This is a genomic window from Flavobacterium proteolyticum, from assembly GCF_015223105.1.
Lineage (GTDB): Bacteria > Bacteroidota > Bacteroidia > Flavobacteriales > Flavobacteriaceae > Flavobacterium > Flavobacterium proteolyticum.
This window is the reverse complement of record NZ_JADFTZ010000007.1, coordinates 52067-67660: the sequence shown is the minus strand read 5'-3', so window position 1 is coordinate 67660 and position 15594 is coordinate 52067. Positions and strand designations below refer to the sequence as shown.

Annotated in this window: 16 protein-coding genes and 1 riboswitch; of the genes, 6 read left to right on the top strand and 10 right to left on the bottom strand. The window is 32.8% G+C overall.

Annotation, left to right across the window (positions count from 1 at the left end; translation table 11 throughout):
* Nucleotides 1-11: 11 nt before the first annotated feature.
* The 5 genes from IM755_RS12100 to rmuC form a co-directional block, all read right to left on the bottom strand.
* Nucleotides 12-2072: an FG-GAP-like repeat-containing protein gene (locus IM755_RS12100; protein WP_194097226.1), complete on the bottom strand. Its 2061-nt coding sequence runs from the start codon at nucleotides 2070-2072 to the stop codon at nucleotides 12-14.
* Between the two features lie 26 nt (nucleotides 2073-2098).
* Nucleotides 2099-3217, bottom strand: a complete 1119-nt coding sequence (locus IM755_RS12095; protein WP_194097224.1) for a hypothetical protein — start codon at nucleotides 3215-3217, stop codon at nucleotides 2099-2101.
* 77 nt (nucleotides 3218-3294) lie between these two features.
* Nucleotides 3295-3846, bottom strand: a complete 552-nt coding sequence (locus IM755_RS12090; RefSeq protein ID WP_194097222.1) for an acyl-CoA thioesterase — start codon at nucleotides 3844-3846, stop codon at nucleotides 3295-3297.
* Between the two features lie 5 nt (nucleotides 3847-3851).
* On the bottom strand, nucleotides 3852-4202 hold the full coding sequence (locus IM755_RS12085) for a 6-phosphogluconate dehydrogenase (RefSeq protein WP_194097220.1): 351 nt from the start codon (nucleotides 4200-4202) through the stop codon (nucleotides 3852-3854).
* 11 nt (nucleotides 4203-4213) lie between these two features.
* Entirely contained in the window at nucleotides 4214-5602 is a 1389-nt protein-coding gene (gene rmuC / locus IM755_RS12080; protein ID WP_194097218.1) for a DNA recombination protein RmuC, read from the bottom strand.
* 399 nt (nucleotides 5603-6001) lie between these two features.
* On the opposite strand from rmuC, the gene IM755_RS12075 reads away from it, so the two are divergent.
* Complete coding sequence (locus IM755_RS12075; protein ID WP_194097216.1) at nucleotides 6002-6568, top strand: pseudouridine synthase; 567 nt, start codon at nucleotides 6002-6004, stop codon at nucleotides 6566-6568.
* Between the two features lie 60 nt (nucleotides 6569-6628).
* Here the strand turns inward: IM755_RS12075 and IM755_RS12070 are convergent, their stop codons facing one another.
* The 4 genes from IM755_RS12070 to IM755_RS12055 form a co-directional block, all read right to left on the bottom strand.
* Nucleotides 6629-7390, bottom strand: a complete 762-nt coding sequence (locus IM755_RS12070) for a dienelactone hydrolase family protein (RefSeq protein WP_194097214.1) — start codon at nucleotides 7388-7390, stop codon at nucleotides 6629-6631.
* Nucleotides 7391-7459: 69 nt separating this feature from the next.
* On the bottom strand, nucleotides 7460-8245 hold the full coding sequence (locus tag IM755_RS12065) for an ABC transporter ATP-binding protein (RefSeq protein ID WP_194097212.1): 786 nt from the start codon (nucleotides 8243-8245) through the stop codon (nucleotides 7460-7462).
* A 2-nt stretch (nucleotides 8246-8247) separates the two neighbouring features.
* Nucleotides 8248-9273, bottom strand: a complete 1026-nt coding sequence (locus tag IM755_RS12060; protein WP_194097210.1) for a FecCD family ABC transporter permease — start codon at nucleotides 9271-9273, stop codon at nucleotides 8248-8250.
* Nucleotides 9274-9385: 112 nt separating this feature from the next.
* A complete protein-coding gene (locus IM755_RS12055) occupies nucleotides 9386-10516 on the bottom strand; it encodes an ABC transporter substrate-binding protein (protein ID WP_194097208.1) in 1131 nt (376 codons plus the stop codon).
* 262 nt (nucleotides 10517-10778) lie between these two features.
* A riboswitch (cobalamin riboswitch) is annotated at nucleotides 10779-10979 on the top strand.
* Between the two features lie 80 nt (nucleotides 10980-11059).
* On the opposite strand from IM755_RS12055, the gene IM755_RS12050 reads away from it, so the two are divergent.
* From IM755_RS12050 to IM755_RS12030, 5 genes are all read left to right on the top strand, one after another.
* Nucleotides 11060-12997, top strand: coding sequence for a TonB-dependent receptor plug domain-containing protein (locus IM755_RS12050; protein ID WP_194097206.1), 1938 nt, complete (start codon nucleotides 11060-11062; stop codon nucleotides 12995-12997).
* A gap of 114 nt (nucleotides 12998-13111) precedes the next feature.
* Nucleotides 13112-13627, top strand: a complete 516-nt coding sequence (locus IM755_RS12045; RefSeq protein WP_194097204.1) for an RNA polymerase sigma factor — start codon at nucleotides 13112-13114, stop codon at nucleotides 13625-13627.
* Nucleotides 13608-14051, top strand: coding sequence for a hypothetical protein (locus IM755_RS12040; protein WP_194097202.1), 444 nt, complete (start codon nucleotides 13608-13610; stop codon nucleotides 14049-14051). The genes IM755_RS12045 and IM755_RS12040 overlap by 20 nt, the downstream gene beginning before the upstream one ends.
* 8 nt (nucleotides 14052-14059) lie before the next feature.
* Complete coding sequence (locus tag IM755_RS12035) at nucleotides 14060-14587, top strand: DUF4252 domain-containing protein (protein WP_026724731.1); 528 nt, start codon at nucleotides 14060-14062, stop codon at nucleotides 14585-14587.
* 3 nt (nucleotides 14588-14590) lie between these two features.
* On the top strand, nucleotides 14591-15124 hold the full coding sequence (locus tag IM755_RS12030) for a DUF4252 domain-containing protein (RefSeq protein WP_194097201.1): 534 nt from the start codon (nucleotides 14591-14593) through the stop codon (nucleotides 15122-15124).
* Between the two features lie 25 nt (nucleotides 15125-15149).
* Here IM755_RS12030 and IM755_RS12025 read toward each other — a convergent pair whose 3' ends face one another.
* A complete protein-coding gene (locus IM755_RS12025) occupies nucleotides 15150-15593 on the bottom strand; it encodes a sterol desaturase family protein (RefSeq protein WP_194097199.1) in 444 nt (147 codons plus the stop codon).
* Nucleotide 15594 lies beyond the last annotated feature (1 nt).

The window sequence follows — 15594 nt, the reverse complement described above, 5'->3', positions numbered from 1 at the left end:
GTTTAGTTGAATTATTTTTTTATAAAATTTTTAGAGTATTTTTCTCCGTCTGTAGTTTCAATTGATAAAATGTAAACACCTTGTGTTAATTCTGAAACAGAAAAACTAGAATTTGACAATGTAACTTCTTTTATAACTTTTCCAAGTGTTGAAATAATTGAAATACGCTTAATATTCAGCATTTCAGTATTTGAAAGTGTAATTATATCGCTTGAAGGATTTGGGTACAATTTAATAGAATTTAAGTTGTTATCAGCAACACTCAATGGGCTTGAACCTTCCACTACCGTTAACGCTTGATTGATATTTGGATTATTAATCACATCAACTACTCCTGATGGCCAGATAACAACAACTTGAGTAATTGTTGTTGCAGTACCAATTCCAAAATGAGCATTCAATGTACTCATGTGTCTAAATCCTTCACCACTTCTAACATCTCTAATTTGTTTTCCAAACGCACCATAAATTTCAATTCGCGCACCTATACCATTTCTATTGCTTTGAACCCCTTGTAAATTGAATTTTATCCAATTATTTCCATTTGGAACTGCATATCGAATAGTAGTTCCATTTTGAAAGTCTATAAATCCATCATTATTTAAATCACCTACTGCAGATACAGCTAATCCGCTATATGTTACAGGAGCGAAGATGTTATTACCTTGATTAAACATTATTTTATTTCCACCACCTAAAACATCTACTTTCCCATCATTATCAAAATCATAAGCTATATTATCTGTATTTGTTGATGCATTAGTATCCCATCCAGAGCCTCCAGTAATGTTAGAATAAGCTTCTTCCACACTATTTGAAGTGTCTAAATTATTTCTGAAAAAATTATGCGCTCCAGAACTTGCTGTAATAATGATGTCCATATCTCCATCGTTGTCAAAATCAGCAATAGCAGTTGACCAAGTTTGAATCGGAGTAATATTAATTCCAGCTAATGCAGAAATATTTGTATAAACGCCACTTCCGTCATTACGATATAATTCACATGGAGGTCCAGAACATTTTGAAACAAAAACATCAGAATCACCATCATTATCAAAATCAGTAAAAAGAGTAGCGTAATTTCCTGTTGTTGTGGCAATATTCATAGCTCCAGGAGTAACGGTTGATTGATAAAAAGTTAGACCACCACTGCCATTATTCAAATAATAACAACTAGGAGCAATATCATGACAAACGAATATATCTAAATTTCCATCATTATTTAAATCTGAAAAATTTGTTCTTTGAGAAAAAATATATTGTCCAGGAGTATATGTTGTATAAGCTGTTCCAGTACTATTTGATGTTAATATTGTAGCACCGCTTCCGTTTCCTAATACAAGATCGTTAAATCCATCTCTGTTATAATCACCCGCTGCCATACTCCAATTTGGTTGTAAAACGGTTCCAGATAATGGATAATCTGTAACTGTATAAGTTCCTGGAGTAGAAGTTTGATAATGAATTCTCATATTAGCCGCGCTTATACCAACAATGTCATCTTTATAATCTCCATTCATGTCAACTACACAGATGTTGTAACCACTGTTAATAGTTGCAACTGTTTGTGTTGTGTAAGTAATTGGTGCAGTAGGAATTAATATTGTACTCTCTGTAAGTTGAAAATTAAAACCAGTATTGTTAGTAGTGTTTAACCATCTGTTATCCCAAACAATATAGTAAGTAGTTCCAGCAGTTACATTAAAATTAACAACAGAAGAATATCCAGAACCTGTATCGTCGTCTCCAGCAACACAAGTTAGAGAAGCACAATTTCCTGTGTAAATATGTAGACGTGTATCTTTTCTTGGAGTGTTTGCCGCAATATCAGATGAGATACTCACCGAAAAATTTTGTGTTGGGGTATAAGAATACCATTCTCCAGCAGGAATGTTCGCAACAGGAATCGTTCCATTTGGAGCACAAAAAGTTGTTGGTTGTGTTCCGTTTATAACCCCAACGCTATAAATTCCTGGACCTGATAGTACAAAAGGACTAGCACAATTGTCTTGAGCAAAATTTGTTAAAGAAAAGAGAAATGTTGATATAGTAAAAAGTAGAGTTTTTGTCATAGTTAAGTTGTTTTATAGTTTGGTGTTTAGTTACAAGGATTTAATGAATTAATCCATTCTTCTACGAGTTGAATTCCTTCTTCGTGGATTATTGTTCTTCCATGTAAAGGCATTCTGTAGGTTTCATCAACGGTATTTAATCTATGATAAAGCATAGATCTGTAAATATTTCCTGGAGTTACGATTTTTGATAATGCAGGTTCAAAATTTTGCATGTCTTGAGTGTCTACACATACTCCCATATTGGTTTGGTTGTTGTAAGTTTCAGAAAAAGCAAATCTCATAGGTCTGTAATCACAATGTCCATGTTCTTTATGGCAATGAGCACAATTAATATCGAAATAAGATCGAACTCTCTTTTCAAGTGGTTGTGTGTTATCATTGTAATTTACAATGGTGTTTGCCTCCGTAGGTAACGCAAAATTATCTAGCTTGCCTAATTCAATCCATTTGGTTAATTGATTTTTAGTTTCGCTACCATAATTGTATGTTTTGTTTAGGTTTTGTGGTTTAATCCCAATTGGAATATTTCTTTGAACATAATTTCCGCCTTCATAACTTTTTGTTTTATGACAAACGATGCATTGGGCTTCATTTGGAATTCTATAATCAATAGTTCTCGTTACATTGTTGTCATCTCTAAAAGTGATGTTTTTAGTGCTTCCATTCAAATCAAGAATGGCTTCAGTTTGATCTTCATTCCAAACGTAATCAGCAAAAATCCATCCGTCTGATTTTCTAATCATCACTCTAGTTTCGATTATTTTTGTACTATTTGAAGGTTGTACATTATCATAATAAAAAGTTTTTATTATAGCAGATCCAACAGGTAAATCCAGAATTTCATCATCACCTGTATATGACGCTTTTGTACCATTTGGCATCCACACAAATCTTTTTTTGTGAGCGTAATCTGTGAAAAGGGAAGAAATAGGTTCGTAAGGAATAACATCCAAAGAAGGAATTTGATTTTTCATTTCACCTTCAAAGAATTTGTAATCAGATAGTTTCGGATAAGGGACTTGTGTTAAGTCAACTGTGACTGGAGAAATTGGAGTATATTCATCATCATTATCACTTGAACAAGCATAAATATGAAGAGAAATACTGATAATAAAAGCGTAAATCGAGTATTTTTTTATCATTTAGTTAAAGTTTGTTTGTATTGTTTGAAACAAATATAACTTTTTTTTCAAAACACCGATGATTTTGTAATTAAAATTTAAAACATTTTATCAGAAATTACAACATTATAATTTTTTAGATTATCAATAGCTTCTTTTGATTTGTGATCAAAATTGGTCTCAATTTCTTTAGCTCTTTTTTTGTTTTCAATCCGATTAATACTATCGTAAAAGCGGCGAACTTCTTCTAAATTGGATAAAATAAGTTTGGGAACTTGAACATTTTGTCCGTTTTCATCTTTTGCCACCATGGTAAAATAACTCGAATTGCAATGTTTTTTTATTCCAGTTTGAATGTGTTCCGATGTAACTCGAATTCCCACCACCATCGAAGTTTTTCCAACGTAATTTACAGAAGCTTTTAAAGTAACCAATTCGCCCACATCTACAGGATTCAAAAAATCAACCGTATCCACTGAAGCCGTAACGCAATAGCAACCTGAGTATTTCGAGGCACAGGCAAAAGCGATTTGATCCATTAGTTTTAATAAATAACCACCATGAATTTTTCCACTAAAATTTGAATGAGATGGCAACATTAATTCTGACAAGGTAATTTTTGAAGCTTCAACGGTATTGGCAATTTCCATAAAAATTATTTTTCTAGAGTAACTTTAGTAACAAAATAGTGGGTATCGCCCCACCAAAAGAAAGTTTTGTAGCGCTCTTCGTATTCCAAAGTTACTTTTTTACCTTGCCATTTTTTTAAATCTTCAATAATCACTTCCTGATTATCCATTACTGAAAAAGCAAAAATTTGAGCTCCAGAAATTCCTTGGCTCAATTCGCCTTCCCATGTTTTTACGACAAAACCTTTATGGCTAATTTTAATCAATTCACCTGAACGAACACCTTCGCTATAAGGGACATAATAAATAAAACTGAAGTAACCCACTGTTATTAAAGTGAGTGATAAAGCAATGTAAAGAATTATTTTTCGTACCATAATTTTCTTTTTTAGTCTTTGTTGTTTTCAGTAAGTGTTGAAATTTCATCCGTTTCATTCGCTCTTTTTAGAACAGCCTCTGGAAGTGCTTTTTTGGCTTTAGCTCCCATTTTTTTTAATTTTTCAACACTTGTGATTAAATTCCCTTTTCCGTCAACCAGCTTGTTCATAGCGTTACCATATTCGATTTTAGCTTCGTCCATTTTCTTCCCAATTTTAATCAAATCGGAAACAAAACCTTCAAATTTATCATACAAAGCACCAGCTTGACGAGCAATTTCAATCGCGTTTTCTTGTTGTTTTTGGTTCGTCCACATACTGTCAATTGTGCGTAATGTTGCCAAAAGCGTAGAAGGCGTTACAATCACAATATTTTTCTCGAAAGCTTTGTTGTATAAACTCGTATCTTCATTTAAAGCCACTGCAAAAGCGGATTCTATCGGAATAAATAACAACACAAAATCTGGACTTTCCATGTGATACAAATCGTGGTAATTTTTACTGCCCAATTGCTCCACATGACGATTAATTGAAACAATGTGTTCTTTTAAATGTTGATTTTTTATATCCGAATCTTCTTCGTTAATGTAACGTTCGTAAGCCGTTAACGTTACTTTCGAATCGATAATCATTTTCTTGCCATCAGGAAGATTAATGATAACATCAGGGAATACACGATTACCGTCTTCTGTAACGTGACTTTGTTGTACAAAATATTCTCTGTCTTTTTCTAATCCTGATTTTTCTAACACGCGTTCCAACACCAATTCGCCCCAATTTCCTTGCATTTTGCTATCACCTTTTAAAGCTTTGGTTAGATTGATGGTTTCCTTGCTCATTTGTTCGTTCATTTCGCGAAGTCCCAAAATTTGTTGGCGTAATGCGGCATGATAATCGATACTTTCTTTATGCGTATCTTCGACTTTCTTTTCAAAAAGTTGGATTTTATCTTGCAGAGGCGACAAAATATTTTTTAAATTCTCCTTGTTTTGCTCCGTAAATTTTACGGTTTTCTCTTCTAGAATTTTATTAGCTAAATTTTCAAATTCTTTGGTGAATTTTTCTTGAAGTTGCTCTACTTCTTGCTTTTGCTCTTTATTGCGTTCTAATAAATTATCGAAATCATTTTCTTTTTTAGCTAAATGAATCGCTAAGCTTTCTTTTTCTTTTTGAAGATTTTCTTTTTCGGATGAAAGTTGGGCAAGCGATTTTTCAAACTGATTGCGTTCCGTTTGAAATTGGATTTTTAGTTGTTCCATTTGACCTAAAAGTCCGTTAATGCGTTCTTCTAAGCCTGATTTTTCGGATTGTGATTGAGATGCGAAAATTATTTTTCCAATGAAAATTCCAATTCCTAAGGCAATAATAAATGCGGCAAGTACTAAAAGTGTTTGTGACATGGTTGTTGATTTTTTAATATGGTAAAGGTAGCAAAAAATAAAATTTTAAGACACGTTAGCCACTAAAACTCTTTGAAATTTTATAAAAAGTAACTTTATCGACTAAATATTTCATTCGTCGATTTGTAAAGCTAATTGTTTGTTAATCTATTAAAAACAAGTAGTTTGACTAAATATATATCGTACATTTACAATGTGATTTTGATTAGTTATTGAATATATCGTTAGTTACATAACTAAAAAGAGATTCAGTCGTTTATTCCTCTCAAGTTATAGCAGATCAGAAAAACGTAATAAATCAAAATCGACACAGGGAGGTCTTAAACAAGGCCTCCTTATTTTTTGTATCACTCCAACAGTTTTTACTATCTTCGCTGCATCCTAAACGTAATTTTCTAAATGCATCATCATTTCCTTATTCACAAGCCTTACGGTTATTTATCGCAGTTTATTTACCAATTAAAACGCAAGAAAAAGTTGTTGGGCGAATTATACGATTTTCCCGAAGACACTATGGCAATTGGTCGTTTAGATGAAGATTCAGAAGGCTTACTTTTGTTGACTACCGATGGCATGATGAGCGAAATTGTCCGAAGCAAAAAAGTAGAAAAAGAATATTATGCGCAAGTCGATGGATTAATTACCGAAGAAGCTGTAGAACAATTAAGAAACGGAGTCGAAATCGGCTTACACGGCAAAAAATACAAAACCAAAAAGTGTAAAGCCTTTAAATTAGAATTAGAACCAAATTTAGGTGAACGCGGAAAAAAGATTCGAGATGAACGTCACGGACCAACGTCTTGGGTTTCGATAACTTTAACCGAAGGCAAATTTCGTCAAGTAAGAAAAATGACATCAGCGGTTGGTTTTCCTACGTTGCGATTGGTTCGAGTTCGTGTGGGAAACATTCATTTGAATGATTTAAAAGCGGGTGAAGTTTTAGAAGTGAGTGGCTTTGATGTATAAAAAAAAACAGCTATTTCAAGTGAAATAACTGTTTTCTATTTTTGAAAAATACTATAATGATTATTTAAAAATCTCCACAAAAAACGTTTTCATCGCTTCCCAACTTCTTTTATCTGCCAATTCGTTGTAAGCAGCGCCTTTGCTGTTGTCGCTTCCGGCATCTTTGTGTGTGAAGGCGTGAACTGAATTTGCATAATAAATCATTTGCCAATCGGCTTTAGAAGTTCTCATTTCGTTTTGGAAGGCTTCCACTTCTTTTGCAGGCACATAAGGATCATCAGCTCCATGTAATACCAAAACTTTTGCTTTAATTTCGTTAGTTGGACTATTCGCAGCTTTTCCTAAACCGCCATGAAAAGAAACCACACCTTTTACATTTAAATTACCTCGAGCCGCTTCGATTGCGCCAGTTCCACCAAAACAATAACCAATAACTACAATTTGATTTTTATCAGCACCCGCTTTTACTAATTGGTCAATTGCTAATTGAATTCTTTTTTGATATTCAGTAGGGTTGTTTTTGTAGTAACCTGCATTTTTTCCAGCTTCACCTGTATTTTTTGGGTTGTTCCCAACACCATAAATATCCGCTACAAAAGCATGATAGCCTAATTTTGCTAAAGCTTCAGCTGATTCTTTTGCATGAGTATCAACACCCATCCATGCTGGAAGAACGATAACACCTGCTTTTTTAGGATTAGCTTTTTGTGCTTTGGCAAAAAATCCTTCTAACTTTTGATTACCATCGGTGTAATCTACTTTTACTAATTGTCCGAAGCTATTGATAGTAGCTAAGATTAAGGTTAAATAAATGTACTTCATAAATTTTTTTAGTAAAATTATGAAAATTGAAAATTAGAAGCGTTAAACAAAAGGTAAAATTGAGATAAATTATTTGATTTTGAACTTACCAATCGAAGCATCAAAAGTCAAATGTTCTGTATTAAATAAGGTATTAAAAATCCCAGTTTGAATTAAATTACAAGGTTGGTCTTGTACAATTTGGTTTGGAGTAAACACAATCATTTCATCCGTCATTTGAATTGCCAAATCGATATCATGAGTAGAGTAGAGGATGGTTTTGCCAGTTTCGTGTGTAAGTTTTTGCAACAGTTTTAATAAAGTCGCTTTGTGAACCAAATCTAAATGAGTTGTAGGTTCGTCTAAAATAATAATCGAAGTATCTTGCGCCAAAGCACGAGCAATCAAAGCAATTTGTAACTGACCATCACTAATTTCATCGTGTTTTTTGTGAACCAAATGTTGGATTTCGGTTAAGGAAATCGCTTCTTCAATTTTGATTGTATCTTCTTCTGATAAAGTTCCTAACCAATTGGTGTAAGGCTGTCTTCCTAAAGCGATGATTTCGTAAACGGTTAAATTACTTGGAGGTAATTTTTCAGTTAATACGATGCTTAATTCTTGCGCTAAATCAAGTGCTTTATAACTTTGAAGCGATTTATTGAGTAAAGTTACTTCGCCTTGTATAGGAGAAATGATTCCAGTAAGTGTTTTTAATAAAGTAGATTTCCCGATTCCGTTTTCACCAATTAAAGCGATTAATTTGCCTTTTTCTAAATTTAAATTAATGTTTTGAGCAATAGTAATTGTTTCGGATTTTGACTTGTAGCCAATCGAAAGGTCTGAGGTTTGTATGGTGAAATTTTGTTGGCTCATAATTAAAAACGTTTCTTTCTAACTAACAACCAAATTACGACTGGCGCTCCAATTACTGAGGTTATTGCATTAATAGGTAAGGTTATATCATTTCCTGGAACTTGAGCAATCGTATCACAACAAAGCATGACAATGGCGCCAAGTAACAGCGTACTCCAAAACAACACAAAATGATTACTCGTTTGAAACAATAATTTCGCCATATGTGGAACTGCCAAACCGATAAAAGCAATTGGTCCAGCAAATGCAGTGATGCTTCCCGCTAAAATACTGGTAGCGATAATGATTAAGAAACGCGTTTTTTTATAATTGATTCCGATACTTTGGGCGTATTTTTCTCCCAACAATAAAGCATTCAAAGGTTTTATAACCATAAAACTAATTCCAATTCCAATAAAAGTGAAAACCGATAAAAGCGAAATTTCATTCCAAGATAAATTCGAAATGCTTCCCATTGACCAAAACGTGAATTTCTGCAATTTTTCAGCAGTAGTAAAATAAGATAAAACCGAAACTATAGCACTAGTGAAACTTCCAAACATCAATCCAACAATAAGAATTGCCATGGTGTCTTTTAGTTTTTTTGATACCAATAAAACGGCCATAAAAACCAATAAACTTCCTAAACTCGAAGCTAGAATTAATCCGTAATTCGATAAAAAGAAGGATGAGATAAAGGTGGGTAAAAATCCTGTTCCTAAAATGACAAACGCCACTCCCAAACTCGCACCCGAACTCAATCCCAAAACATAAGGTCCAGCTAATGGATTTCGAAATAATGTTTGCATCAACAAGCCGCTCATTGAAAGTCCGATTCCTACTAAAATTGCGGTTACAGCTTTTGGAAAGCGGAAATTCCACAGAATAATTTCCCAACTTTCCTTACTCATTTCTTGCGATAAAAGTCCGTTAACTACTTCTTTCAAAGGAATAGAAACCGAACCTAGACTGATATTCACCAAAAACAAAAACACCATTACTAAAAGTAAGATGATAAAAAGAAAGTTTTGTTTTTTTGTTAATGGCATGCGTTGAATTTTTGGCTAAATTACATTTTTAGAATCTATTTTGGGAACACAGATTAAAGAAATGTGAGAAATTTAAAGAAATGTAATTCCTGTTAATTCGTGAAATTCGTGTCTATTTCAACTTTTCAAAAAAGAACAACTCATAATTTGGCAACACTTCAGGATGTAAAATTTTTACGATGTCTTTTAAAACCAAATCAGGACGATTTTGTGCTAATTCGTAATAAATCACGCCACCTGTTTTTCCTTTTTTGGTACTAAACGAATACACGTTCTTAGTTGCAACCGCTTTAAAGTGAATGTAATTTGGGTTGCTTTCTAAAATTTGTTTGATAGAGCCAAATTGTCCTGGACCAATCCAAAAATCGGCGTCTTTGGCTTTGTCTAAAACACTTTCGAAGGATAAAGCTAAACTTCCCGTTCCTTTGGAATCTTTCCATAGATAATTTCCGTTGGCTTCTTTTAAGAAATAGGCTGCCCAACTATCGCCTTGTGGTAAAAACCATTGGTCTTCGTAGATAGCGCCAGCAAAAATGGTGGGTTGGGTTTTGGCATTTTTCGCTAAAGCTAATACGGAATTGTATTCTTTCTCAATTGAGTTGAAGATTTCAGTTGCTTTTTCGTCTAAATCATACAGAGCACCAAAGAATTTAATCCATTCGGCTTTTCCTAAAGGTGTTTTTTCGGTCCAATCGCCGTTGAAGATAATTTTTTGACCGTTTTTTTCTAAGTTTTTGTAGGTTTTTAAATCGCCATCCACACTAAATCCAACAATTACATCAGGTTGAATGTCTAAAATAACTTCTGTATTTAAGCCTTGATTGGAACCTAAATCTCTCACTTTTCCAGCATCAATTAATGTTCTTGTTTTTTCAGATGAAATATATTGAGTGGTTGGAAATCCGATTAATGTTTTTTCAACACCTAAAGATTCTAGCGCTGGAATATGAGTTGTTGAAGTCACAATTACTTTTTTAATTGGTATTTCAATCGAAGTAAATTGTTGTAAACTATCTGGAATTTGAACGCCTTTTTTATGAAGAATATATGTGTAATCATCTTTCGCTTCAGGATAAGCATTCGAAACTTTAACTACCGAAAAACCATTGTATTTTTCTATAGAAAATCCTTCTGCATGTTGAATGCTATTTTCTACAGAAGTAGTAAGATTTGCTGAGTTTTCCGATTCTTTACATTGGATAAATCCTAAAAATAAAACAACTAAAAAGATATAATGGCGCATGAAAATGTTTTTTGCAAAAGTAGTACTTTACATTCAAAAACAGATTATATGTAACAAATGATGCCAAACGTTTTATCAAAAACCGCTAAATTTGTAATAAAAAACATGAGAACAGATTCTAACGAGTTTATTTATGCAGTAGCAACAATTATTTTAGCACATTTTGTTATTGGCTTTAATTGGTTGTGGCGTAAGATGAATAAGAAGAAGTAGTTTTTTGAAAGATGTTTAGTAAATATTGCATTTTTATAAAAATATAATACCTTTGCCCTCGAATTTTGGTTGTTGTTTCTGATTTTTTCAAAACAACATTAAAAGGGAATTAGGTGTAAAACCTAAGCTGTACCCGCAACTGTAAGCTATCAAGCTTGTTATTTTCTACATTACCATTGTTCGCCTTGGCGGATGAGAAGGTTGATAACAAGACGCAAGCCAGGAGACCTGCCACATTCATTGAGTAACAAACTTTCGGGAAAAAAAGTTTGAGTATGGGTAAATTCTGTGCTTTTCTCCCAATTTATTAAAATTTTTATTAACCCTAAAATGAACAAAAAGTTTATTGGCTTAAGTGTATTTACACTAGCTACTGCTTTTGCGTATGCTCAAGAATCAGATACGCTAAAAGTGAACAACCTAAAAGAAGTTGTTATTTCGGACACAAAATTTGCACAAAGCAAAGAAAAATCAGGTAAAATTATTGAAGTCATTACAGCACAAGACTTAGAAGCTAAAAAAGGTCAAAATTTAGCAAATGTTTTGAGTCAAGTAGCTGGAGTGGAAATCAACGGAAATCAATCATTTAACGGAAAAAACTTAGGCTATTACATTCGTGGTGGTCGTAATCGTCAAGTAGCGATTTATATTGATGGTGTTCCGGTTTCTGATGCTTCAGGAATTAATATCGAATACGATTTGCGTTTGATTCCAGTAGAACAAATCGAGAAAATTGAAGTTATGAAAGGCGCTTCAAGTACGTTATACGGAACAGGAGCTGCAACTGGAGTTATCAATATTACGTTGAAAAAATCAGCTAAAAAGGAAATTTCTGGAAACGCGTATATCAATATGGGAACGCAAAATACTTCAAATACTTCAAAAACGAGTGCACAAGATTTCAATCAAGGATTATCGGTAAACGGAACTATCAATAAAGTTTCGTACATGACCACTTTAAACAGCACCGAAACTAAAGGGATGTCAGAAGCAGCAGGAGAAGATTTTGAAGAAGATACGTTTTCAAGAGTGAATGTGTTGCAAAAAATTGGATTCAAGGCGAATGATAAATTAAGTTTTGAGTTTTTTGGAAATTACGACCGAATCAAAAACACTTTCGACAATTCGTTTGATGGAATTATTGCGAATTCAGACGATTTGAACAACAATAGTTTTTCGGAACAATTTAGAATCGGATTCTTACCAAAATATAAATACAATAAAGGAGAATTTGCTATAAATGCAGGTGCTTCAACTATTGATAGAGTTTTAAATATTTCAAATTCGTGGTCGGGAACGATTGATAATTATAATTATTCAGGAAGAAGTGCTTCAATCGATGCTTTCAATAAATACAATTTCAGCAAACAAGTATATTTGGTTTTAGGTGCGCAATATCAGTATTTCGATATGACGCAAAAAGATGCATTTACTGACGTAGCAAGAGAAAATGCTAAGTTCAATTTATTAGATCCTTATGCAACTTTAGTTTTTAATTCAGATTTTGGATTAAATATCAACGCTGGAGCTCGTTTCAACACCCATAGCGAATACGGAAATCAATTAGTGTATAATTTTAATCCGAGTTATTCATTTGAAAATCTACCATTAAAAGTGTTAGCTTCGTATAGTACGGCTTTCATCACGCCAAGTTTATACCAATTATACGGTCCTTATGGAAATTTAGACTTAACACCGGAAGAAAATGCTACGGCAGAATTGGGCTTTGAATCGCAATTGTTAGATAAAAAATTAACGATAAATGCTGTTGGTTTTTATAGAGAAGAAGAAAATACGTTTGGATTTTTTACAGATCCAATAACCTTTGCTTCAAATTACATCAACATTGACGGAACTTACAACGCTAAAGGAGTAGAAACAAGCGTTCGTTATACTTTATCAGAACGTTTCAATATTGGTGGAAATTATACTTTCACAGAAGTAGAACAACAATTAAACCGTTTGATTCCAAAACACAAAGGAAATGTTGATTTGAATTACAAATTTAAAAGAGGAACATTCGGAATCAATTATCAATATGTAGATCATAGAAGTGATGCGTATTACGATTCAAATATTTGGGCAACACAAGCGGTTAATTTGGCTGCTTATCAGTTGGTTAATTCTAATATTTCGTATGAATTATTGCCAAATCGTTTGCATATTTTTGGAACTGTAACTAATATACTTAATGAAGATTTCCAAGAATTAATTGGATACAACACTAGAGGAAGAAATTATAAATTAGGTTTGAATTTCATGTTTTAACTAAAGTTTAATTATTTGATTTTAAAAGGTTTTGATATTTATTTATCAAAACCTTTTTTCTTTTTGTAACAAAATTAAATTACATTCGTCTTCATTATAAACCAACCAATTAATATGAACCAAAACGAGTTTGTACAAATAATCACTCCTTTTAAGGATAAGTTATTTCGTTTAGCGAAGCGAATGCTCATTAGTACTGAAGAGGCAGAAGATGCTACTCAGGAAGTGTTGGTAAGGTTGTGGAATAAGAATAGCGCTTTAGAACAATACAATAGTGTAGAAGCTTTAGCGATGACGATGACTAAGAATTATTGTTTGGATCAACTCAAAAGTAAAAGAGCAACAAATTTGCAAATTGTTCATAACAATTATCAAGATAAGCAAGCTAGTGTTGAAACACAAATAGAACATCAAAATACGTTGCAATGGGCAGAAAAGTTAATAAACGATTTACCCGAACAACAACGATTGATATTACAACTAAGAGAAATTGAAGAATATGAATTTTCGGAAATTGCTCAAGTATTAGAAATGAATGAAACAGCGGTTCGAGTAGCTTTATCAAGAGCACGAAAAACCTTAAGAGAACAAATAGAAAAAGCACATAATTATGGAACTCAAGTTAGTTGAACAATTATTGGAAAAATACTTTCAAGGAGCAACTACAATAGCAGAAGAAAAACAATTAAAGGCCTATTTTTCTTCCAACGATGTGGCGCCACATTTGGTAAAATATCAATCGCTATTTGGTTACTTTGAAACACAAAAAGGAATGCAATTCGAGCAAAAACTTCCATTACAACCTAGAAAACAAAATACTGTAAAATGGATAGGTATCGCAGCAAGTTTTGTTGTACTTTTTGGATTGGCAACCTTTTATTTTTATCCTTCCGAACCTAAACATGAAGATTTAGGAACGTACGATAATCCAGAAGAAGCCTTTGCCGCTACACAAAAAGCTTTGTTGATGGTTTCAGAACAAGTTAACATTGGCATGGAAAGTGTAGTATATTTAGAAGAATACGAAAAAACAAAAAAAACAATTTTTAAATAATAAGAAAAATGAAAAATTTAGTAGTAGTTATAGCATTTTTAATGGCATCAACGGTTTCTTTTGCACAAGGCGCTTTTGATAAATTTGAAGATAAAGAAGGTGTAGCATCTGTTATTGTGAATAAGAAGATGTTTGAAATGATGAGTAAAGTGAAAGTGGATGCAAAAGATAAAGAAATGCAACAATACATGAACTTACTTAAAAAATTAGACAACTTAAAAGTGTTTACAACGAGTAATGCAAAATTAGGTGCCGATATGAAAGCGACTGTAAATAGTTACTTAAAATCAAATCCTTTAGAAGAATTGATGCGTGTGAATGGCGATGGTAAAAATGTAAAAATTTATGTAAAATCAGGTGCTAATGAAAACATTGTAAAAGAACTTTTAATGTTTATTGAAGGAGCTAATATGAAAGATGCTAGTACAATTGTTTTATCATTAACTGGAAACTTTAGCTTAGATGAAATTTCTATGTTAACCGAAAAAATGAATTTACCTGGTGGTGATGATTTGAAAAAAGCTTCAAAAAAATAAACCATGAAAAAGTTTCTATTACTTGTTTCAAGTGTGATTTTACTCTGTAGCTGTGAGGATAAGCCTTCACTTCAAAAGTATTTTGTAAAAAACACAGAATCGCCAAGGTTTATTGCATTAGATTTAGCTTCCAATATCATTAAAACCGATAAAGTTGCATTGTCTGAAACAGAAAAAGCTGCATTAGAATCGTTCGAAAAAATGAATATTTTAGCTTTCAGAGCTGATTCTACAAATACTGCTGAATATGATAAAGAAATCAAAGAAGTAAAAACCATTTTGAAAGACGAAAGTTATCAGCAATTAATGAAAGCAGGCTCTGGTAACGATGGTGCCGCTATTTATTTCGTTGGAAATGATGACGAACACATTGAAGAGTTTGTTGTTTTAGCTGGAAAGAAAGAAAATGGTTTTGCAGTAGTTCGTGTTTTAGGAAACGATATGAATCCGACACATATCATGAATATGTTGAGTTTACTCCAAAAATCACAAGTAGATATGGAGCAATTGAAACCCTTACAACAATTGATGAAATAAAAAAATCCCGCAACTGCGGGATTTTTTAGTTTTTGAAGTATTTCAAAGGAACGATTAACATTCCGAAACATTCTCCATGTTCTTTTCCGATGTGTTTGTGATGCATTTTATGAGCGCGTCTAACAGCTTTAGCATAACGATTATTCGCATTTCTAAATAACTTAAATCGTTGGTGAATAAAAATGTCATGTACTAAGAAATAAGCCAATCCATAAGCGAAAATTCCTAATCCAATTGCTAATCCTATTTCTAAGATATTGTGTTGCCACAATAAAAAACAGCCAATACTTACAACAGCATAAAAAATAAAGAAAGCATCATTACGTTCAAACCATGAATCATGATCTTTCTTGTGATGATCGGCGTGTAAACTCCATAAGAATCCGTGCATAATATATTTATGACTAAACCAAGCCATAAATTCCATGAAGAAAAATGTTGTAAAAAAAACTAAAACGTGTAACCACATA